General features: G+C 61.2%; 11 protein-coding genes. 1 reads left to right on the top strand and 10 read right to left on the bottom strand.

Annotated features, from left to right (window positions below):
- Positions 1–33 precede the first annotated feature (33 nt).
- From IHQ72_RS13670 to IHQ72_RS13655, 4 genes are all read right to left on the bottom strand, one after another.
- Complete coding sequence (locus IHQ72_RS13670; protein WP_258122907.1) at positions 34–5931, bottom strand: hypothetical protein; 5898 nt, start codon at positions 5929–5931, stop codon at positions 34–36.
- Positions 5928–14957 (bottom strand): phage tail family protein, encoded by a 9030-nt coding sequence (locus IHQ72_RS13665; RefSeq protein ID WP_258122906.1) that lies wholly within the window; start codon positions 14955–14957, stop codon positions 5928–5930. The genes IHQ72_RS13670 and IHQ72_RS13665 overlap by 4 nt, the downstream gene beginning before the upstream one ends.
- Positions 14958–15728: 771 nt before the next feature.
- Positions 15729–16763 (bottom strand): S-adenosylmethionine:tRNA ribosyltransferase-isomerase, encoded by a 1035-nt coding sequence (locus IHQ72_RS13660; RefSeq protein WP_258122905.1) that lies wholly within the window; start codon positions 16761–16763, stop codon positions 15729–15731.
- The gene (locus IHQ72_RS13655) at positions 16760–17482 is read right to left on the bottom strand and encodes an SDR family NAD(P)-dependent oxidoreductase (RefSeq protein ID WP_258122904.1); all 723 of its coding nucleotides are present in this window, start codon (positions 17480–17482) and stop codon (positions 16760–16762) included. The genes IHQ72_RS13660 and IHQ72_RS13655 overlap by 4 nt, the downstream gene beginning before the upstream one ends.
- 84 nt (positions 17483–17566) lie before the next feature.
- Here IHQ72_RS13655 and soxR point away from each other — a divergent pair, with 84 nt between their 5' ends.
- Positions 17567–18001, top strand: a complete 435-nt coding sequence (gene soxR, locus IHQ72_RS13650; protein WP_095518917.1) for a redox-sensitive transcriptional activator SoxR — start codon at positions 17567–17569, stop codon at positions 17999–18001.
- A 255-nt stretch (positions 18002–18256) separates the two neighbouring features.
- Here the strand turns inward: soxR and IHQ72_RS13645 are convergent, their stop codons facing one another.
- The 6 genes from IHQ72_RS13645 to IHQ72_RS13620 form a co-directional block, all read right to left on the bottom strand.
- On the bottom strand, positions 18257–19093 hold the full coding sequence (locus tag IHQ72_RS13645; RefSeq protein WP_258122903.1) for a 3-oxoadipate:acetyl-CoA acetyltransferase: 837 nt from the start codon (positions 19091–19093) through the stop codon (positions 18257–18259).
- Between the two features lie 9 nt (positions 19094–19102).
- The gene (locus tag IHQ72_RS13640; RefSeq protein WP_258122902.1) at positions 19103–19537 is read right to left on the bottom strand and encodes a type II 3-dehydroquinate dehydratase; all 435 of its coding nucleotides are present in this window, start codon (positions 19535–19537) and stop codon (positions 19103–19105) included.
- Positions 19534–20844: a TRAP transporter large permease gene (locus IHQ72_RS13635; RefSeq protein ID WP_258122901.1), complete on the bottom strand. Its 1311-nt coding sequence runs from the start codon at positions 20842–20844 to the stop codon at positions 19534–19536. Before IHQ72_RS13635 ends, IHQ72_RS13640 begins: the two co-directional genes overlap by 4 nt.
- On the bottom strand, positions 20841–21359 hold the full coding sequence (locus IHQ72_RS13630; RefSeq protein ID WP_258122900.1) for a TRAP transporter small permease: 519 nt from the start codon (positions 21357–21359) through the stop codon (positions 20841–20843). Before IHQ72_RS13630 ends, IHQ72_RS13635 begins: the two co-directional genes overlap by 4 nt.
- A gap of 80 nt (positions 21360–21439) precedes the next feature.
- Entirely contained in the window at positions 21440–22426 is a 987-nt protein-coding gene (dctP, locus tag IHQ72_RS13625) for a TRAP transporter substrate-binding protein DctP (RefSeq protein WP_258122899.1), read from the bottom strand.
- A gap of 48 nt (positions 22427–22474) precedes the next feature.
- Positions 22475–23485 carry a shikimate dehydrogenase gene (locus IHQ72_RS13620; protein WP_258122898.1) on the bottom strand — a complete coding sequence of 337 codons (1011 nt, stop codon included), beginning with the start codon at positions 23483–23485 and terminating at the stop codon, positions 22475–22477.
- Between the last annotated feature and the right edge of the window lie 19 nt (positions 23486–23504).

Below are 23504 nucleotides of genomic sequence, written 5' to 3'. Positions count from 1 at the left end.
CATGGTGCCTGTACGAAAATTGGCCGGAATGGATCATTGAACCTTCAAGTTTTTTAGTGACAGCCGCGCGGTGAAGCGTGGACCAGTATCGACGAAATTCGTATCCGCGATCGTTCCGTAGCGCGGCTCGTCGAAATAGCTCGCCGGCCGTAGTCGATCCACTTCCTCTGCAAAGATCGACCACTCATAGCTACGATACTCCTCATCGCTCATCTGGAAGACGGCCGTCCCGCTTGCACAGCCGCAACCCGGCGAAACGATTTGTGGTCCTGCAAAAACAAGCTCGGAGTCCGGGACGGCGTCGTCCGCATCGATGCGGCGCTGCAGGAGAGAAAAGTATACCCGTGGCGCCTGCGCGGGAGAGGTTTCCGGGTGGCCATTGTTTACGTCGGGTCCCGACGCAGTTCCCTCAAGTGTGGCGGTGACCTCAATCTGCTTGCGATCTTTGTCGACATATCTGGCGCTGGCGCTCAGCTTTCGCTCAGGCATGACCTGCGCCCACTCGACAACCGGTTCTGACATCTGCAGTGCGCGCGGCGCGTTCGGCTGGTATCGCACCAGTCCCAACCGCACGAATGGATACACCGCGCCGCACGGGTTCAGGTCGATGTCCGCGTACCAGATCTCCTGGGCGGGATCGAAGCGCGGCGCATAGGTGATGATCGATACCGCCATGAAGCCGCCAGGCGGCTGCGCTGCCCGCAGTTCCGCGGCATCGGCATCGACGGGCACCGGCATCAACACATTTTTCACCAACACCGCATCCTTTGGATGCTCCTGGGGCGCCTTGGTAAACTCCGCCTGTTCGGTCACCCCGGGGAAATTGTCCTTCGAGAGCAGCCAGCCTTGCACCCCGCCCTTGGTTCGAATGGGATCGGCCCCCCACCGCGTAACCCAGGCGCCGCCTGTTCCCAGATCAGCATCTTGCAGTTCCTGAATGAGGCTACCGTCGGGGGGCAACGCACGCAGATTGATCTCCTTGCGGTCTGCCGGCTCCGGCCTCACCACGTCCTGGGACACTTTGCCCACGTCTTTGTCGAACAGATTCGGTGGCCAGATAACGACGCCGAGCCGCTCGCCTTCGCCGGATGAAAACCACGGCCGTTGCACGCGGATGCGAACCCGCACCGTCCGGCTGACGAAGACGGACGGGATCTTGGCGCTGGTGGGCGTCGGCACATTGTCGCTCCAGGCGAATGCCGGGATAGGGCTGAGCGAAACCACCCGAGCCGGACGCACCGTTGCTGGCAGCCATCGCCGGTCCATGATCACTTTGCTGATTGCTAGTTCAGCCTTCTCCTTTTCGTCCTTTGTCGCGCTGGGTTGGACTGTTTTGGGTTCACTGAGTACTTCCGGAAGCTCCCCGTACCGCGTGCGCAGCGCGGCCGCGTGGCGCGAGATCGCGACGGCGAAAATCTCGATCCAGCGCGCGCGCGTATCAGGGAATGCCGCAGGGCGAGAGGCGCGTAACGGCGGATCGTTAGCCTGAAGCTGTTCACCCTTTCGTTGCTCGATTGCCTTCGCATTACGTTGGAAGTCGAGCAGATCGATGCGAACCTCGCCGCTTGTGTCGTTTATCGTGCCTGGCAGAAACCCTTCGACGCGCAACAAGGTCACGGTCTCTGGTTCGAAACTGACTGACCCATCATCCGCTGGATCGAATCCGAAAAGCCGACTTGCCTTGATCGGCTCCTGAGCGTCCGGCTTGGGCCACAGACCTCGGGCACGATCGTCACGCGAACGCCCGCGCTCGACGTCATCGAAGCGCCCGCGCGCCGCCGCAGTTCCGCGCGCGCAAATCTCTACTGCCTCGGTGGAGGGCCCGTGCACCGTCAAAGATCCGTCGATCAAGACGCCCACCGCATCCGGCATCTGGTTCTCCATCGACCAGTTATCGGACACACAACGGTCGCCGAGGGTGGCCTTGCACTGCTCTTCCGGTCCGAGAAGACTATCAATTGACTCCGCGGTGGCACGCAGCAGTTGCCATTTCTTGCTGGCAACGACCCTCGGCCCATGCTTCGGCAGGTCAACCGCGTGTACGGCCTCAATCTCAGCAACCGACGCGATCTCAGACAGCGGCATCTCGAGCATGCGCTTGCGGAGATCTTCGGCAAAGGCAAGCATTTGTTCATCCGATGGCATCGGGAGACCTGCAAAGCCTAGCCTGATTTTTGTCGACTTCGCATTCTTGACCTGTGGGAAATTGACTGACGCCAGTTGCGCCAGCCCCTTGACGAAAGCTCCATCGACCGTGGCGACCGAAAGCGTGCCGATGTCCATTTCTTCGCCAGCCTTCTTGATTCCTCGCGCAACCGCCAATGTTGCAACGGAGTCCATCTGACCCCACACGTAGCGGAGAAACGTCACGCTTGGCACGCACCAGCACCGAATGTTTGCTTCTGCGCCAGGGGGGAGCGTCACCTGCACATACGCAACAGGTATGGACTGACCGGGAGGAGGCGTGTGCGGGACTTGGCTATACTTTACTTTGCGCGCATCGCTGATCACCTTTCCGATGCCGTTTCCACGAATGACGTCCAGTACGACGGGTATCGCATCAGGATAGTCCGCCGGCGCAGCTCGCTTCAGTTCCGTGTCGGTGTAAAACGCCACCTCCGTGCGATGCGGTTCCTCTTGATGCGGTTTCTCTTGGCCACGGATCGTGACTTCGATCACCAGGGTCGTCGCGGCCGGGTCAGGATAGTAGGGCAGGCGCTCGATCGCTTTCTTACCCTCCGTTGTCAAAGGACGGAAAACGGCCGCTCCCGCTCGATCGCTTTGACCCTCCTCTTTTCCGAAAACGCCGACGGCACTCCAGAGAAGCCGTGTCCTCTTGGGGTCATTGTCGAAAATCAACTCTCCGTCACCCTTGACGCGATGAAGAATTTCGCCCTCGTCGGTCATTGCCGCAGGCCTCACGACGGGGGCGCCGAACACCGGTTTGACCAACCCCGCTGAAGCCTTGGCGCGATAGACTGGAAAGCCGCCCCAGGCAGCACGATGATCCACTCCGCGGAGCCCACCCCGCGGCCGCGACGCGACGGTGAATGGACGCCACGCAACACGTATGTTGCCCCAAACCTGAGAAACCGAGTCCTTGGGCGAAAGAACCGGCGTGTATTCTACCTTTTCTTCTTCGCCGTCGACCGCAGTAGTCTCAAACGGGTTATTTATTCGATCAGGCGGATCGAGCAGTACGCGTGGCTCGCACATCTTCACGTCGCGCTCGATGTCGTTTCCACTCTTGGCGCGGAACGCGTCATGCAACGCCGCAAACTGGAGCGAAACCGGCGGCGCCATCAGCACGCGACGATCAAAGCCGACACCTGGCGTCCGGCCTTGCTCGTCGGACGTCTCCGGAACGCCCGCGATCTTCAGATTTGTCTTCGTCGGATCGTCGAAACTGCGCACGACCATGCGACCGGCTTGCGGAACCGGGAAGCGTCCCCGCAATGCAACGTCGGTGTGGTTCTTCTGCGTTTTAAGCGCTCCGAACATCCAATCTGGAATCGCAATGGCCGGCGCGTCGATACGCTCGTGCCTTTTGAACTCGGCCCCACCTTCTGGCACCGAAGGCCGCACCAGATCGCCGCCGTAGTCCTTTTCGTAATGGCCAAGCGCTCGGTCGAGCGGCATCGAAACGCCACCGGCAAAGAAGGCGCGCAAACCGAAATGATAAGGCCAGCCAAAGCGTAATGGCGGTGGCGTCAAGGCCGGCCCCGTCGGAAGATTGTAGCTGACATCGATGCGCACATCGTCCGGGCTAAGTTTGTAACTCTCGACCCCGCATGCAAGACCGAGCGGATCGCCCCGCCAGGCGCCGATCACCTCCTCCATGAACACCGTGATCCAGTCGCGAGGCGAATCCGCAACACTGGTTCGCATGAAGGATGTAATCCAATCCCGTAACGCTGCCGGCGCTTGCAGTTGCCCGTCTTCGGCATCCCGCCGAGTTGCTGCATCGGGATAGAGCTTGGTGATGTATGCGTTGAGTTCCGCACCCAAGTCCGCCGGTACGTTTTTTGTCGGCGTATAGGCAACGGTGCGGTGCATCAGCGTGTGCCAGCGCCGGCGATTCACATCATCACCGCGGTCGAGAACGCCCACATCGAGCTTGTATCCCGCCACGAGATCGGATGCATCCAGAACGACGTCGGCCTTCTGGTCGTACTGTTGCTTCTGTCCCCGCGAGTCAAGATGGCGTCCCATCCCGTGTAGTTGGCGCCAGCGATCCACAAGCGCGAGCCCGCCGCCGCGATGCGTCCCTTTCTGGTCTTCCTCCAATGCTTTATGCAGCTGCTTGGATAGCCCCTTCGTGTTGTCGAGAGTGTGCCGGTTCTCCTCAGCCCGTTTGACCTTTTGATCTTCCGCCGCCGTCGCGACGACGGGATCAAGCGTGATGACTTCGTAACGGTGTTCCGCCCCCCAGCGCTGCCCCAGGTCCACGATCCCGTCGACCTGCTCAGCAACCGCAAGCTCGCGCAGGCTCTTGCTGCACTCCAGGCAATCCTTGCAGGCCTGGCTCTTAGGATCCGCGCACTCCTGCTTGCAGTCTCGGTCCATGGCGCGCGCGTCGATCTCCTCGCGCGTACATGGTAGGAAATGGCCAGCCGCTTGCTGCTTCGCTCCTGTCAGCGGCATGCGAAGCTTGGCCGCACTCCAAAGCCGCGGGCCCTTGTCCTTGCAGAACCTGATCAGCAGGAAACGCGCTTTCTGTGCCACCGCATCAGGCAGTTTCTCCGGACCGTCCGGATCGCGATCGAGCACAGTCTCATCGTATTGCGCCGCGCCGTTAGCGGCCTTTGCAAGCTCGGTTACGGGACATTCGAAGTCCACGACGAACCGGAAAAGCCGGCCGAGCGATGGATTGCTCTGCAGCATATGCAGACGACGACGCGCGAACTCGAGACCAGGATCATCGGTTACCGGGGCAACGTCGGATTTTGCGCCATCGAAAGTCGGGGTTTGTGATGCAAGTCGGTAAGCGGCGATTGCTTCGGGGAGCGGGTCGTTCACAACAGTCGTTGTTCCGAGATTGTCAGCGCTGAAATGCATTGCAGCAGCAAGCGGCGTGCGCGAAAGCAAATACTGGTGTGCCTTGACGAGTGCGCAAATCGCTTGCTTCGAGGTTGCCTGCAGGTCCTGATATACCAAGCGCGCAGCTGCGAACTTGTCAGCGCGACGGCGACTGGCACAAAGGGCATCCCAGCTGGCGTCGTCCTCCGCCAAGGCAGCCAATGTTGCGGCCGTCAGTTCTTTTTTCTTGTCCTGAGGCCATGGCCCAATCCGGTCTTTGCGCCATTGCTTTATCTGGGCGCTTAGAGATTTTATGCCTTTGGCGGGAGATCGCGTTACGATGGTTCTGTTTCCAAACCCGGCCAGAATATGCGCTCCGCGCTCAAGCACGAGTTCCTGAACGGCCTTGGCCCGCGACGTGCCATGGATGTCCGGTACTATCTTATCAGCCATTCCATCTAGCGGCCGCATTGCGTATTCGAGCGGATCACGCACCTCCGTGGCCGGATCGAGGGCTTTGTAGAGGTGTTCAAAGCCCAATTTGTCTGCGCCTTCCATTACGGAATGCCAGTATTTGTTGAGTTTTCCGACGTCGATTGGCGATCCAACCCGTTTCAATTTGTCGGCCCCCTGCTCAATCGGCTTGGGCGCGCTGAATATGTTTGGTGTCCGCCAGCTTTGCTTTTCCTTGATGGGAACGACTTCTAGGCGAAACTGTTTCGCTTCGACGCCGCTGTCGCCGTCAGTGGCATTGGCCAGGAAACGCTGCTCGATTTCCTGCGGCCAATTGGCCAGGTCATAGCGTCCGTTGTCCTTATCGAAAACAGGCGTGAGCGCCAGCGTGATGCGCGCGCGATCACCGTAGATGCCAGCAGCAACCACCTGAGCGGCGATATTGACCGGAATTTTCATGATGCGGGGAATCCGTCGATGTCTGAAAAGTATGTCTGGTAAGTTACCCAGTCTTCTTGAATCGCTCGGGCGCGCGAATGCACGACGGGGCCATCTGTATTGATCTTGATGTCACCCGAGATCAGAGCGGCCGTGCTGCGGCTGCCGGAGAATCCCTTGCTCATATTTTTTTGCACGCCGACTTGGTAGCGGATCTTGGCGAAGCCGATCGAGAACGAAAAGGTAAAAACAGCCGAGCCGTACATGCTGCCGCCGGATCGGTGACCGACGCGTACCACCAGCGTGGCGCTGATCGCAAAGCAGGCGATATGCGCCTCGCCGCCCGCATAGAAGAAACCTTCAATAATGCAGTCGTCTACGTCTTTGCCGTCGACCACCTTGGTGAGGTTGCGGAGATAGATGCCGGTGGTGATCCGGCCCTGACCGCTCAGCGGTCCGAATTGGAAGGCGCCCCCACCGCCGAACTCGAACGAGGCGGCAAATCCCAGCAGCCTTTGGGCATCGGCATAGAGCGCCAGAAACCCGCCTCCTGTGTAGGGCGCGATAGAGAGCAGGACAGGCCGATCTTCCCGGCCGATCGAGGCAACGAACGTTGCCCGTGCGCCGTTGAAAGGCAGCACGCAAGACGCGTTGATCGAGACGTTCGCGAATGACACGGTCCCGATCGTAATGATGCCTAGATCGAGGCTGTAGCCGGCCTCGATGCCGGGGACATCCTTGCTCGGTCGGACATATGGCCCGCTGCCGCCAGGGTTCATCAGCGCCTGGAGCGGCTTCAGGAACTCGGCGTTTGGACCAAGCTCGAAATCCTTGTAGACAATGTTGAAATCGGACCCTTTGCCGCTTTCATTGACGAATTGCGCTCCGTCGAACAGCAGCGTCACGACATCGAAAAGGTTGATGTCGAACGGGTCCAGCCGACAACTCGCGGTCAGCTGCGGCGGTATATTGGGCTCCAGCAAATCGTAAACTGCACCGGCGGAGAGCGTGATCTGGCTGCCGGATCGTGGCAGGAACACCGGGGGCACATCGATCATGCCCGCCTGCAGATCGTAGTTGAGCACGATCTTCGCCGGCACCAGTTCCTTGATCTTGGCTTCGATGCGCCGGCGCGCACCCTCGAGATCGACGATGCGCTTTAAATCACCGCTGAGCACGACTGCGGCCGCGTCGTTCAGGCGTCTCGCGAGCTCCTGCGCCGAGCCCTTGTCGCTGCTCCATCTATCGAACAGCCCACGCAGGGCAGCAAGTGTGTTTTTGTCGATCGTACCGGGATTGCCCAATGCCGTCTTCAGCGCGAGCAACTGGTTTTTTTCGGCCGTCAGATAGTCATTGTCCGGCGGATCGATTCCCGCAGGCGCGCAGATCAGGCAGGGAACGGCTGTGCATGCCGGGTCAGGGTCCGGGCATGGCACCAGGAGCAATGCGGCAAGCTTCTTGAATGTGAAATCCGCCAGATCGTCGCCGATGCCCGTTGGTGGCGACGAGCCTTTGTCCCCTCCGCCGAACTGCTTCCAGAAGTCGTTGCGTATCCTGACCAGTTCGGACTGCAGGTCGGCAAGAAAGCCAATGAGGCTGCCGGCGGCGTCGGAGACGATCGAAACGATCCCTTTGAGATAGGGCTCGCCACCGAGCAAGAACGATGCGAGTCCATTGACAACTTTGTCATTGACCTTTCCGCCGCTGATGACCAACTGCTCCAACTGCCCAACGATTTTGGTGCCAACCTTATCGAGCAGACCCGGCAGTTGGTGCACGGCCACCAACAAGTCAGCGACATACTTCGCTTCGTCGCCCGGGACTGCGGGATTCGAGGCAACGGCGCCGATGCCGGCGATTGTTTTTTCAAGGTCGGTCTTGATCGTCTGGGCGGCCGCACCCGCTTGGTTGATCACCTCGATCAAGGCATTGAGTTCCTTGTCGAGACCGGTGCCGGGAAGAGTGCCCTTCAGACTTTCTAGCGATGTCCGGGTCTTGTCGAGGATCTTGCCGCCGGTCATCTCTCCGAGGGAAGTCGCTGCCAGCGAGAACTCACCTAGCGCCATCGCTGTCTTGGCCGCGAACCTGGCTGCCTCGGCAAGCGCAGCCCGGGCGGCCTTATCTTCATTACTCGTACCGGTGATCTTGGCCATCAACGCTTGCAGGTCGTTGCCCACGGCCCTGGTCGTGCTGAAAGTGACGATAAATGCATTAAGCTTGGCGATGAGTGTTTTTCGGATTTGCCCGAGAGCGGCCAGCGCGTCTCGCGGCAGGCGCTCCGGATCGGCCTTGAGGCAGACGTCGGCTTTCAGCTTGGCGACCTCGGCGACCGCTCGGCCATAAGCATCGCGTACCTTGATGAAAGCGCCAAATGCGACACTGAGCTCCGTCTTGATGCTCAGGACGTCGGCGCCGAGCCCGATCTTGTCCAAGGCCGTCTTGGCCTGGTCGAGCTTGCCGAGCATGTCGGTGTATTTGTCATCGACATTCGTGGGCGCCGGCGGAGAAAAGTCGGCGATTGCCTTCAGTAGCGTGTCGACGATCTTGCCGCACAGATCGCCAGCCTCGCCGAGACCGTACTCGATCAGCCGCGAGACAAGATCGAGTGCGTCGCTCACCACGTCTTGGATGAGACCGAGTATGTCGCGAAGCGTGACCCCGCCTTTCACGACCTGCTCGGCGAGTTTCTGCGTATCTACAAGCAGCGCACGAATGACCTCGAACGCGGCTGCATAAAGCACGCCTTGAATGCGCTCGCCTTCCTGTTCGGCCGCGACCTTCCAGTCACCGTACGCGGCTTGCAATGCCTTGTCGAAGTCGTCGCCGGCGCCGGTGATAGCCTGCCTCAGCGCTTCATCGAATTTTTCGCCGATTTTCTGCGCGGCTTTCGGAAGTCCTTCCTTTGCCAGCACCTCGAAAAACTTGGATTCGGCCGCGGCTTTCTCCAGTAGCTCTTCGATCTTCTTGTCGACGGCCACAGCCTGACCCTGCAGAGGAGCCGGGATGGAGTGGGCTCCGGGTAGCGCGAACACAAGCCGCCGCCATGTCGCGAATGCCGCCGCCGCTGGGGAGAACATTTTCCCCAGCTTGACCCGAACATCGGCCTCGACCTTCTTCAGCGCATCGACAAGCTCTTTCTCGAGTCCACCGAGAATCCTTTGGGCCGACTCGATAAGGTTGCGAATTTCCGTGTTGAACGCCTCACGCAGCGCCTCGTGCACAGGAGCCAGCGGATCGTTGGCGACACGTTCGATCGCCATCAGGAACCGCCGTCCGGCGCTGTAGATGCTGGCGAAGGCCCCGAGCAGGGGCGCCGCATCGTGCACGGTTTCACTTGCGGCTATGGCCTGCTCGAGCGCATCCTTGAGTTCTCGGTAGGACCTACCGACGTCGGGATACAGCCGTTCGATACGAACAAGAGCTATTTCCTCGTCGAATTGCTCATTTTCTTTTTTCACAGCGTCGAAAAATTGGCGCGCGAGCGTAAGCAAAGTCTCCCGCATCGGGATCAGCAGTCGGTCGCGTACTTTCGCGACCGCCGCTCCCGCATCCGCGGCACCCTCCTGCGAAAGGTCGGTGAGCATCGCGGACGTATATTGCGTGACTTCCCTGAATTGCGGCGTGCTCGACAGCGCGCCGACAAGGAATTGGATGGCCTTCTTCAAATCGATGATGCCCAGGACTGTCGCATCACCGAAGAAGCTTTCCGGATCGGGATGATCGAGCCCGGTCGATGCGGGCGGCAAATCGGAGAAAGTGCGCGCCACTCCCGTCCTACCGATGTAATTGCTATTGCCGACAGGACCGCGACTGCGCGAGACCGCGACCAAGGGCGTTTTTGGGCGTACCGCACCGCCTATCCGATCGCCTGCAACGCCGGGATCGAGTTCCACCGCCTTGAAAAAATCAAGATAGACGTCGGTTTTTGCCGCGGCCTCTTTTGGGTCGCCGTTGCCAGGAACATTAAGTCGTTCGTCCTTGGGAAAGCCGAACGCCTGGTACTCCGGATCGAAACGGACTGTGACGTGCTCGGTAGTTTGGCCAAGCAACCGGTCCAATTGGGCGATGCGCATTTGCGCGGTCGCCATCACCGGATAGAACGGCGGTTGATCCACGCCCTGCAGCAGCGCGCCAAAATCAAAGTTGGAATTATCGAACTTGACGTTTCGTTTGATATCCTGGATCAGCGGGATCGCCTGCTCCCTTCCTTCGGCCTCGATCACCCATTGCTGGGTTTCGAAACTCGTGCCGTCCGGTTCGCTCTCGGGAGCGTAGCGGCGCTTGCTGCTGCCGAGTCCCAGGACGCGGCGCGGATCGACGATTGTCTTTTCGGGATCTTGGGAGTCACGTTTGAGACGGTTGTACTCTTGCGTCAGTATCCGCATGGTGCGGACGTCGTTGGCCGCGGTATTGTCCACGAAGATCAGCGGCAGGCGCGCCCGTGCGCCCCGGGAATCGATCTGCAGCTCGAAATTAACCTCGCCGCCTTCACGAGCGCGCACCCGGGGCCAGAAAACGAGACCCGGCAGGACCTGCATGTCATTTTTGTTTTGGCGCAGGAAAATCCGACCGTTCCCCGCCTCTTCAAACTGCTTGCTCACATCGGAGGGTGATGCGTCGGCCGGATCTAGGATATCAGGTGTAACGCGCGTGAGGATTTCCAGCCGCTCGACCGGCCAGCGCCGCCCGCCATTCGGTTGGCTTTGCGCCGGGAATGTTTTGAGCGGGGTACCGATGCGCAGGAAGAAGCGCTGCACGAGGTATGCGACAGGACCGGCGGCGAGGCCGCCTGGTCCCGCCATGAAGCGGCGCTCGGTCAGCTTTACCAGCGATGCGCGGTGCCCGAAAGGAAAGAGAAAGCCCTTGTACGCGACCTCAACGCGGATATCGCGTCCAAGACGGGTATTCTGCTGCCACCGCTCGATCGAAAACGCGTCGAACAGCGAATTTCCGGGCTTGTGCGTTTTCACCCACTCACCGACCGGCACAACCTTGGCGGATGCCGGGGGAACGAAATTCGTGTCGGCGTCAAAGCTGCCGCCAAGAGCGGTCAGCGTGAGTTCGCTCACACCTAACGGTTGCGGGCGGTAGATCGCGGAATAATCGTCCTCCGGTTGACCCTCCTTGAGCGCTTCGGTAGCTGCGTGGCGCAGCTTGAAACCGGATGGCGGATTGATCTGGCTGCCGTCCGCCAGGGTGCCGTCCTGTTTGCGACGCCCACGCACCGGCAACCCATGCAGTGAGGTCAGCGCCACAAGCTCGTGACGGTCCGCTACGTCAAGTCCGGCACGGAAGCGTTCCGGCGCCATTTTCTTCGGATCGGGCTCCTGTCCTGGTAACGGCCATACATCCTCTTTCTCGCTGTACGGATTGCGTGCCGTAACCTCTCGCGCCATCGCCCATGGAGCCCACGGGCCGTGGGGCGGCCCGCCGAGCTCCGGATCGAGCAGTGCTTCCGGCCGGAAATCCGGCGACCAAACCGCACGCATGCTGGAGGAGCCCGCCGCTTCATCGAGCTGGGCAAACCACAGCGGTACCGGCGCGCCCTGCGCCCATCCCTGGTCTTTCGCTGCCGTCAGCTTAGCGATCGGCGGCAATCCGAGCGGCGTGCGCCATGCGGCGTCCTGGGCGGGCGAGAGCATCAGCCGGAAGGGTATTTCAATCGAGGTTTCAAAAAGGCTTGGCGGTTGCACGCTCGTGGCGATCTCCGCCATACGCTGTGGCCCAGTCACCGATCCAAGCCGCGCCAGCGGTCTGGGACAGTCGGTTGTGCCGGTCAGCGATCGCTGTTCGTCACGGCGCACCGCCCATGCATCGCCGCGTGAGATTCGCTGGTGCAGCAGCCGTGCCGCCTCGTCGCGCGTTTCTTGCCGCGCCCAGCGTGGCGGCAACCGGCCGTTGGCGATATCACGGTACGCGTCCTCCGCAGCCTCTTCATCCAGGTCCTCCAGCGCGGTGTCCTGCCACCCGACGAGCGGCTCGAACACTTTCTCGGCACGCCGGACGACGGCGAGGTCGAACGCACCCCAGTTGGTCAAAGCCTCGATCGTGAATGGAAACGCACCGGCAGGTGCTCCCTCGCGTGCGTCCGGCCGTCCGGCTTCGAAATCGTCGGCCGGTATTCTGAAAACAAGACGTGAACCCCCGGAGACACGCGCCTCACTCGGAATCTCGAAGGGTTCGTCGATCGGATTCTTCGCGTCGAAATCGGCAACAACCGCCAGAACCGCTTTGGCGGCCACGACCGGATTCGCATTTAGTTCGACCGTCGCGATCACATTGCGTCTTCCCCTCAGCGGCTTAAGCTGCTCGGGTACAGCAGAAGCATCGTTGTAGATCTTTCTGAAGGACGCGTAGCGTGGATCAAGGCGTTCGCGGAGGTCCTCGCGGGCCTCAAAATACGCGTCGCGCTTGTTTGCATCAGTAGGGGGCTCAGGGGATTGCTCTAAAGGAGCCTCAGGAAAGCCCTCGCTGACATCCGCATGAATGTCGAAGTCCTTGCGGAGATTGGCGATGACGGTCGCCGGAAGCTCTATCTCGGGCACGATTCTGAGAGCTAGCGCCCGCTTTTCCGGTGTGGCGAGGTCATTCGTCGTTGCAGCCAGCTTCCGCGCCAGCTTGCGAGCTACCCGCGCCGCTTCAAGATCGAGATAGGCAGGCCCGACATAGATGCGTTGATCCTTCGGGATGTTGGATTTCCAACCGATGACCACATTGTCACGCTTGTTGGCTTCGTCGATTGCAACTTGGAAATCGTTGAAAAACTTCAGATACGGGTCATTCGCCGACATTCCAGCCGTTTGCCTTCTAGCGATGTCGTCGGTCCGCCTATTCAACCGGGTATTTTCATCGGCCGAGCGCAGAATTTCTGCTTCAGCTTCGGTGACCTCGGTTCCCTTTGGCGGCAGCGGAAGATCCGGCTCCGCCTCGAACTGACGCAGGTATGTCCGCTCGGCGATATGTTGCGGCGGGAACTCCACGACCAGCAACGGACGCGGATCCTGGCGCGTTTCGTATCGGTCGGGATTGTTGGCAAGTGGAGCTTCGTCCTTGCAGACCAGCGGTACGTCCGGAGAAGGCTTCGGCGAGCCCCTCGGCACAAACGCGGCGATCCGCCGATCGGGTACCACCCACCATCCGGACTCGGCATATTCGAGCAACAGATCCTGGAAGCGATATTTCAGTGCCAGAAGGTCGGCAGGCCGGCGCACCAGAAGTGACGCAGAACTGAGTGATAGCCGCGCCGGTAACGGCAGGTCGTTCGACGCTTTTGTCGCCCCGATGTGGACGAGAGCCTCAGCCTGCGGTGGATTGGTCGACGGCGCGAGAGCGCCTATCCACGCAAAGCGCCTCGCGAGCTTGTCGATGTGGAAAAGGCATTCCGCTTCATTGAATGTGAGGTGGCTGAACAATCGCGACGCACGTTCCGCAGGCGAAGCGACAGAAACATCCCCTCCGGTGGCACGCTGGCGCGCGATCTCGGCGAGGCGGGCGCTTCTGAGCGGAATTGCAGCCTCCTCCAGCGCGAGCGGGGCGGCAAAATGGTTGAGCGTCCTGGTGTTCTTTGGTCCTGTGCCTCCGATTCGGATCGACGGCACGCGCGCGGATACGCCCGATCGCGGCGCTATTGGCGGCAATGGTGCAACGGTGAACCGGCCGAAATACGTTTCGATGCGAATCTTGCGCTTGGTGGGCGTCAGCGAGGCGATCAGCCGGAGTTTGTCGTCCTCACCACGGGCATGCCATAGCATCCCCTTAAGATCACTAAACCGGCTCGGCTCCGCAGCTTGATCGCGGCGCAAATCGAGTGTCATCCCGAGCGTACGCAAGGCGAAAACGGGTCTTTGATCGCCTTGATTACGCCACCCAAGGAACGAAGGGTCCCCTCCTTCATGGATTGCGAGAGTACCGCGCTCTCCGCCGGAATGACGACCCAACGCAAGCGTACCAGTCCAGGCATCTGCAGGATTGGCCTTCGTCTGTTCGGCGTCGTGCCGGACCAGTGCATACAGCACCCGCGGTGCGAGGCGCCGCTCATCTTCAGATGTGGTTGCGGCCGGGCCTATTGCGCCATCGGGCGGGTCCGAAAGAGTGCTGTCCGGCGCTGGCGGTGCGCCATCGCCGGAAAAAAGCGCGCGCACATCCTGCTGTTCCTCGCCCTTGGCGTTCTCATTGAGGATGAAAGCCTTCGTCGCGTCCGATCCCTTGCTGCCGGAAAAAACCGTGAATATGCATTCACGAAATTGAAGCGACAGACCTTCATCCGACAGGGCGCGGAAGCGGCTCTGTTTGGAGACCGGCGTCTCCTGTTCGCCGCGTGCCAGCTTTTTTCCGGCGCGCAGTCTCCAGTAAAGTTCACGGTGAAAAGCAAGGCTGCTCTGGCTCGCTTTGCTGACGTCGAACGAGCCCCCGAACAGCGTTCGCGTCAGGTCGGCGAGTTGAGATTTGCTAAGATCGCCCCCGATTTCATCTATGCCACTCGCTGGGTCGGCTTTCAGGAATTCGATCAGGTTCTTTCCACTCTGTAGGCGGATGTCTGTGTCTCGACGCAGGACGACGGACATGGAAGGCGGCTCCGCCCCCGGCTTCTGCGGATCGAATGCCGGATCCCATTTCAGTTCGATGCGCAGAGCAAAATTGTAGCTGCCGGGCAGCGCGCATTGTGCGATGTCGGCGCGCCAACCATCATTTGTACGGCGCAGCACGAAGCGGCCGCGCCCATTCGGCAGATCCGGGTCAGTGAAAGTGGAAGCGGGCAACGTCCAAGCGTAGCGTTTGCCTGCTTCAAGCCACGCAATAACGAGGCTGCGGCGCGTCCTATCCTCATAGGCGACATCAAGGAATGAACCTTGGGCTTCGGCGGCGGCGAGTGGCGCAGCGACGAGAGTTGCGCCGCCGCCTAGGAGAAAGTCGCGCCTCGTGACGCAGCCAAGCTCTGCTCTCCCGTGCCTGCCTGAAACGGGCGAACGTGAGTCGCCCGAATTCCGTCGATCGGAACGTGCGCCGTCGTCCGTGTCGTCGTCCAGCCATTCGCGTTCATCTACCATCCCGCGCCCCCCGCTTTGTGATAGCTTCGCCCCCTCTGTTCTCCGTCCAGCGGAGAGTGTTCAGAGTCACCCGGCAATAAGGCTCACATCTCGCCGATGCACTACCAAGTTAGCGCGAAGCGACATGGAGATAGTAAGCTCAGCGTTATAGGTCGTATGGAGACGACGCAGACCCAGCCCCGCTGATTCCGCGATGGTTCGACTGAAACCGGTACTTCAACTGCCCGCCCTTTTTGTAGAGCGTCACCGCTACTATCTTTTAGAGAATACTCATTCAACGCCACTTGTTTTGTACTGTCAATCCACAGGTTCAACAAATTCCCCGCGTGCTGGTCGCTTGGACTGTCCGCCTTACGTGTCTTGTCAGCCTTCAGCAGTCTGTCACCTGCGTCTGAGCCTACGAGCTTGGCGTAGGATTTAAACTTTCAGGCGGCCTCCTTTTCTTTGGCCTAGTCGCTTAATGTCCTCACGTACGCCACCACTGGAAGCCGGCTTGGTAGCTCGGAGAACCGCAAAACTGGCCGAGGGTATTGACCTCAGCCAGGAGCATCGGGAACGTCTTGATCATACAGCGACGTGGCTCACTTCCGGATCGGCTGGATACGCTGGGCTGTTTCAGCGGGGTGCGGGGGCCGTCGGGTTGCTAGTCTAGATCGAAGTGCGCCTCGCCGAATGCAGCGTCCAGGCGTGCCACCGTGGAGGCGATGCGCCAATCTTCCAGGACCGATGATGGACGCATGTCAGGGAGGAGGCGGCCCGGTCCTGTTCGCGCTATAGATGCAGCGGTTGGCGATTGAGCAGCATGGAATCGCCGAATTCATGCGTGCGGTATCGGTACGCGGTGAAGGCTGCGGAGGCCTTGGCGAGCAGAGCATCGTCGGCAAAGGCACGCAGGAGCTCGAAATGGCTTTCGCCGGGCTGGTGGACGCCTGTGAGAACAGCATCGACCACGTGAAGCCGCGTGTCCCGCGCGATGCGCCCTGTCGCAATGGCATTTTCGGCACGCACATTCCCGGCGGGACTGGCGGCCGCCTCAAGCGCGCGCACTACACTCGTGCCGATCGCGATGATGCGGCCGCCGCGGAGCTTCGCCCGCGCAACCTGCGCCGCGGTGTGCTCGGGGATGCGGTACGGCTCGTCGAAAGGGAGGCGCAGGTCGAGCGCGGGATCGCCGGTGGAGGAAACGCCCGCGGCATGCGTGACTGTTGCGAAGCCGACGCCGCGCCGACGCCAGGCTTGGAGCGTGCGCCAGTCGAGTGCAAAGCCTGCCGATGGCGCCTCGAACGCGACCGGCCGGGCGGCAATCTTCGTCCAGACATCCCACAGGGCCAGCGGCTCGGGAACATGCGCGTATTGGATCGGCCGGCCGTGCCGCGCCAGTCCAGCAAGTACCGCTGCGCGGTTGCCTGGGAAGCGCAGCTCGAGAAGGCGAGGATGGTCGAGAAGGCGCTCTACGACGGCTTCCAGTGGGCCGAGCCGGAGGCGGTCACCTGGTGACAGCGGCGGCGGAGGCAGCCGGTCTTCCGTGCGCGTGCGGTGATCGCCCGCGCCGAAGGCAATAGCCACGAAGCGGGTTGGATCGGGAAGTGACAGCCAACCTGCCAGGCGAATCTCGATCGCCTCGCCGCTGGGGACATGCGTTCCGTGCAAGCTGGCAGGCAAGGTCGCGGCGTCGTTGCCGACGACCAGATCGCCGGGATCGAATAGCATCGCGAGTCCAGCGCGCGGCAGGTCGCGCATCGTGCCGTCTGCCTCGACGACGAACAGCCTGGCGGAGCGCCGATCGGGACGGTCGGCGGCAATCATCCGCGTGTCCCGGCGAGAATCGTTGTGCTGACCGGCAACGCGTCGAGCATCTTTTCGATGATTTCGGCAGCAGCCACTTCGGGGCGCTTCAATGTCGACGGATCGGCGTCAGGAAGCGCCAGCGCGTGCAGCGGGGTGTCCATATCGCCGGGGTCGAGCGCGAGGAGCCGGATGCCGTCGGCTTTCGCCTCCTCGTCCCAAATCGCCGTGAGATGGGCAAGAGCAGCCTTGCTCGCGCCATACGCGCCCCAGCCGGGATAGGCGTTCACCGCTGCGTCGCTGGAGATGTTGATCACCAGCGCGCCACGGCCCTCGCGTGCGGACGCGGCAAGCGCACCGAACAGGGCTTTCGTTAGCCGGAACGCGCCGACGAGATTGACCGCGAGCGCTTTTTCCAACTCCTCGCACTCGGTATCGGCAAGAAGCGCCAGAGGAACAGGTCCGAGGCTCGACGCATTGTTGATCAGGACGTCGAGCCCGCCGAGGCTGGCGGTCATTTGCAACGCGATCGGGTAGATGTCTTCCTTCTTGCCGACGTCGCCGACAATCCCGTGCGCGCCGGTCTCGTCGGCGATGCGTTCGACGTCCGCGGTGGTGCGGGCGACGAAGGCGACGGACGCACCCTGCTCGGCAAGCTGCCGCACAAGCGCCAGTCCGAGGCCGGATGTGCCGCCCGTGACCGCCACGCGAAGTCCCTGAAGATCGATATTCGTCTGCATTGCCGGTGCTCCTTCAATCTGTACTGCAGTTGCTACAAGTTCAAGTTAACTTGAAGTCAAGCGGGAATTGTGCTTTGTTCACGCATGGAATCCATGCTGACCATCACCGACGTGTCGCGGCGCAGCGGCGTCGCCTCATCGGCACTGCGTTTCTACGAGGAGCGCGGGCTGATCGCTTCCGAGCGGGCCGGCTCGGGGCATAGGCGCTATCCGCGCTCGGTGCTGCGCCGGATCGCCTTCATCGTCTTCGCGCAGCGAATTGGGCTGACGCTTGAGGAGATTGGCGGCGAACTCGCCAAGTTGCCAGCCGATCGCGTGCCGTCACGTCGGGATTGGTCGCGTTTGTCGGGCCGGTGGACCAAGCGCATCGACCAGCGCATCGCCGAGTTGCAGCGTCTGAGGTCCGGGCTTACCGAGTGCATCGGTTGCGGCTGCCTGTCGATCGACCGGTGTAGCCTTGCGAACCCTGCCGATATGGCAGGTCGCAAGGGGCCGGGGCCGAGGTATTGGCTGGGATGAATTGGCGGCGTGCCTGTCAGAGCCGCTTGTCCGGTGTGATGGGCAGTTCGCGGATGCGTTTGAATTACGGAATTAAATTACGGTGACAGTGCACTTTTTGTCGTGCTCGGTGGCAAAAGCCGGCCTATTGATGTGAGGGCGCGCCAGGATGTCGAGCTTCCTCCTTGTCGCGGATAGCGATGTCTGAAGGATCGACGAGGACGGTGGCCAAGGCGCAACAGGTCCGACAGCGCGGCGCGAAGCTGCGGCCGGGAATTACGATCCTGACGCCAGACCAAGCGTTTGGCGCGCCTCGTTGACGGTGGCGACACGCCGACCAAACTTCTCGACTGAGGCCGCCGCGAGTTCGACGAGCTCCGCATTGCTGCGCGCCAGGCGTTCCCTGGTGATCCTGATATTATCCTCAAGTCCGGTACGCACTGCGTCTGCTCCGCGCGCCAACGCCCATTGCATCACGATCGTTTGGTTGCGGCCTATTCCGGCCGCTGTCCAGGTGGATTGTGGAAACAGGAGTTTCGCTTCCCTGAGGAGCACATCGAGCAATCTCTCCTCCGCAGGCAGTGCGTTTTGCACGCCCATGACAAACTGGATGTGCGGGCGCTCACCTATAAGTCCCCCGTCGGCCAGCCGCCTGGCAGTGTGAAGGTGCGACAGGTCGAAGATCTCGATCTCCGGCAGCACGCCATTTGCCTTCATCGCGGTTGCGAGATCACCGATCAGGGCGGGATGGTTCTCGTAGACTATGGATGGGAAGTTGACCGAACCGGTCGAGAGCGAGGCCATGTCCGGCTTCAGATATAGCGCCGAGCCGCGCGCGGCAGGATCGCGACCGCGCCCGCCGGTCGAGAACTGGACGATCATGCCGGGGCAGTGCCTACGCACCCCCGCCTGAACGGCAGCGAAGCGCGTTGGTTCAGACGATGAACTCTGATCGTCATTGCGCACGTGGATGTGCACCAGTGACGCACCTGCTTCAAAGGCTTCCTGGGTCGACTCGATCTGTTCGGCCACGCTGATTGGCACCGCAGGATTGTCTTCCTTGCGCGGCAGGGAGCCGGTGATCGCAACGGCGATGATACAGGGTTCAGGCATGGCGATACACTATAGGTCGACCTGGTCCATGAGCCAGCGGATCGCGAGCGGATACCCCTCGGCGCCGAGCCCCGCGATCACGCCGGTGGCGACCTTCGATACCAGCGACCGATGATAGATCTCCTCGCGGCGATGGATGTTCGAGATATGCAGTTCGACGATCGGGCCTGGAAACATTTTGAGCGCATCGAGCACCGGGATCGAAATGAAGCTCAAACCCGCGGGATTGATCAGAATGCCCGCGCCTTCGTCGATCGCCTCATGGACCCAGTTGACAATTTCGCCCTCAATGTTCGACTGGTGAAAACGGATCGGATGGTCGCCGGCGGCGTCACGGCACATCCCCTCGATTTCTGCGAGTGTCGTCCTCCCATAGATCTCCGGCTCGCGCATGCCGAGCCGGTTGAGATTTGGGCCGTTGAGGACGAAGATTGGCTTGGTCATGGTCCTATTCCTTGATAGCCCAGCAGGCGCGGCAGCCACAGCACCAGCGATGGGAAGAAGGTGATCAGCATCAGGGCGGCAATCATGGCGTAGAGAAACGGCATTACGTCGTGCACCAGGTCGCGCAGCGATACCTCTGCGATACGAGTCATGATGAACAGCAGCAACCCGTAGGGCGGGGTGACGAGCCCGAGCATGATGTTGACGACGACCATTACGCCGAAATGCACCATGTCGACGCCGAGCACCTTCGCCGTCGGAATCAGCACCGGCACGATTACCAGCAGGATAGTCGTCCCCTCCAGCACGCAGCCCAGTAGCAGCAGCAGGATGTTGACGAGGATCAGGAAACCCATCGGCGAAAGATCCCAGGACTGCAGGATCACCGACAGGGACTGCGGAATGTTCTCAACCGTGACAACGTAGTTGAACACCAGGGCGCCGGCGATGAGCATGCCGATCGAGGCTGTGGTGCGGGCGCTGTTGAGAAGCGCATGGTAGAGCTGACCCGGCGTCACGCTGCGATAGATCGCGACCGAGATGAGCAGCGCGTAGCCGGCGGCGACCGCCGCAGCCTCGGTCGGGGTCATCACGCCGCCCCTTATGCCGACCAGCAGAACGACCGGTAGCATCAGCGCCGGAAATGCGCGCAAGGTGATCCCCGGAAATTCCCTGAGCGGCACCGGCTTCTCGACCGGAAAGTTCTTCCGGCGCGCGTCGATGGCGACGATGATCATCTGTGACAGGGCGAGAAGAAGGCCCGGCACGATACCCGCAATGAAGAGGTAGCCGATGGATGCATCCGAGATTAGCGCGTAGATGACCAGCGGAATTGACGGAGGAATGATCGGGCCGATGACGGAGGTGACGGCTGTCAGCGCAGCGGCATAGCTCGCCGGGTACTTGCCATCCTTAGTCATGAGTTGCTGCATCATCTTGCCGGTGCCCGCGGCGTCGGCGATGGCCGAGCCGGACATGCCGGCGAAGATGATCGACTGCAGCACGTTGACCTGCGCCAGGCCGCCGCGGAAACGGCCGACGACAGCGTTGCAGAATTGCAGCAGGCGGTCGGTCATTGTTCCGGCGTTCATTAACTCCGCGGCGAGAATGAACATCGGCACGGCAAGCAGAATATAACTCGTGTAGAGCCCGTTGAGGAGCTGCTCGGCGGAGGTGCCCATGTCGAGCCCTGCAAGCCAGAGATAGAGGATCGACCCGGCGATCATCGAGTGACCGATCGGCAGGCCAAGCAGGGCCAGCGCTGTGATCGCAACGACTGACAGCGAAAAGGGACTCGCGAGGTTCATACGCCGGAGCTCGCTTTCGTGGGGTCAAATTCCGCCGGCGCTTCGCCCCGCAGAGCACGCCACGCGAGCCACAGGTAGCGGGCGATCACGGCGACCACGAAGACGAGATAGATCGAGAACAGCCAGTCGAAACGTATCTTGAGGTAGGCGGTGCTCTCGACCTTCATGAAGGTCACGTAGTCGAAGACGGCCGGAAAGGACCAGCCATAGAGCGCGACGAGAGCGATCGCGAAGGCGAGCGTCATTGCTCGCCTTATGTCTGGACCGACCGCGGCGTAGAGGAGATCAAAACGGATTTCCTCTTCTTCACGAACGACGAACGCTGCGCCGAACAGCACAACCCAGATCCAGAGTACGACGGTGAGCTCGTTGCTCCAGCCGGTCGGCCAGTTGAGAAGGTAGCGAAAAGCAACCTGGAGCAGAAACGCGGCGAACATGGCGCCGATTGCGATGGCGATGGCGTTCTCGGCGCGCCGGTAGAGCCAGCCGCCGACCTTTCTCAATCCCGGGTTCATCATGCCTCCCTGGCGGGCGTCTGGCCAAACGAGTTTGGGCCAGCCGGTCACAAGCGGACCGGCCGGCGAGTTTTGTCGCGTCAAAGCGCGTTGATCTTGTCGACCATCCCGGCCGGCCATTCCTTGGCCAGGTCGGAGGCAAGATATTGCTCCTGCACATGCTTGCGGAATGCAGCGACATCGGGCTCGTAGATCTTCAAGCCCTTGCCCTTGAATGTTTCAACGAGTTCCTTCTCGCGCGTCAGGTGTTTTTCTGTCGAGAAGTCGATCGCCTTGTCCGCCGCGGCCTGGACCTTTGCCTGCTTCTCGGCCCCCATCTCGTCCCACACCTTCTTCGAGATGCTGAGAAGGTCGAAACCGACGAGGTGCGAAGTGAGGACGATCTGCGACATGACCTCGTAGAACTTCATGTTCTCGACGTTGGGCAGAGGGTTGTCCTGCCCGTCGATCGCGCCTGTCTGCAGGCCGGTATAGACCTCGGCGTATGCCATGGGCGTAGGGTTCGCGCCGAGCGCCTGGCCGAGGAATTGCCAGGCGTCGCCACCCGGCATACGCAGCTTGATGCCGGCCATGTCGGCGGGAGTCTTGATTTCCTTGTCCGGCTTCAGGCCGACCTGGCGCAGGCCGAAATAGGTGGGGCCGAGCACCCTCACACCGAGCTGGTCCTCGGTCATCCTCTTCAGCTCCGCGCCGGCATCGCTGGCAAAGAAGGCCTTCAGGTGCGCGGCGTCACGGAACAGGTAGCCGGCGGTGACGATAGACCACGCCGGAATCTGCTTGGAGATGTCCTGCGGGGCAACGTTGCCCATCTCAAGGTTGCCGCGCTGGATGGCGACAAGTTCGGTGCCCTGCTTGAACAGGTTCCCGCCGTAATAGCCCTCGAAGGCAAAGTCGTCCTTGATGGCGTCGGCGAACATTTTCATCATCTCGGCCCGGATGTCCTGTTCCGAGAACACGGCCGAGAAACGCAGCTTCGGTTTGTCCTGCGCGAAGGCGGGAACGGCGGTCCCGGCGGCGAGTGCGCCGACGGCGACCATAAACAGGCGTCGGTTCATTTCAGCTTTCATGTCGATTTCCTCCCTATGGTCTTCATATGGTTATAGGCGTCATTGCCTTCATGCGGCGGCCTCGAAATGATCTGCCATGGCGCGGCGGTCGGCCTTGCACCCGGTGAAGAGTTCGAACGCGCGGACGGCCTGATAGATCGCCATGCCGATGCCCGGCAGCGTTCTGCAGCCGATCGTACGGGCCGCGACCAACAACTCTGTTTCGGTCGGAAAGTAGATTATGTCGGCGACCCATTTTTCGGCTGTCAGAAGAGCCGTGTCGAACGGTGTTCCGGGGTATTTCGCCATGCCCACCGGGGTCGTGTTGACGATGCCGTTTGCCATGCGCACGGCTGCGGCCGGGTCCGGCCACGTCTCGACGCGACCGCCAAACAAGGCGCCCATGCGCGACGCAAGATCCGAGGCGCGGCTGGGTAGGCTGTCGAGGACGAACAGCCGGCCAACGCCCATTTCCATCAGCGCGTTTGCGACTGCGGCGCCCGCTCCGCCGGCGCCGAACATTGCGACACTGCCCATCGATGCGCCTGTCATCGCTTCGCGAAAACTCTCCGCGAAACCCCAGCTGTCGGTGTTGTGGCCTTCCTTGCGTCCGCCAGCGAAGACGACCGTATTCACCGCGCCTATTGCGCGCGCTTCCGGCGACAGCGCATCCAGGACGGGAATAACAGCCTGTTTAAACGGATGAGTGACGTTGAGGCCGTGAAAGCCTGCAATTTCCGCCGCCGCGATCAAGTCGCCGATCGCCGCGTCCGGAAATCCGAGCCGGTCGAAATCGAGCAAAAGGTACGAATAGCCGATGCCGAGGCGCCGGGCTTCACGCTCGTGCATGCCGGGAGTGCGCGAGGACTGAATGCCGCGTCCGACGAGGCCAATCACGACCTTTTCGCTGTCGCCGCTGGCGGCGCCCTTATGCTCGTCCGCAAGACGGCAAAGGAGGTCGACAAGGCTGTCGCCCATCTCCCGAAATTCCTCCCTGTGGCGGGCCGCCTCCCAGCCCAAATGCGGCAATTCCTGGATCGCCCTTGTGTTCACGCCAAACGCGCCGGTAAATGAGTCCATCGCGATTTGCGAATGATGT

Origin of the sequence: Mesorhizobium onobrychidis (assembly GCF_024707545.1) — a bacterium.
GTDB lineage: Bacteria > Pseudomonadota > Alphaproteobacteria > Rhizobiales > Rhizobiaceae > Mesorhizobium > Mesorhizobium onobrychidis.
The sequence above is the reverse complement of the archived record's forward strand: the minus strand, read 5'-3'. Positions and strand labels throughout refer to the sequence as shown.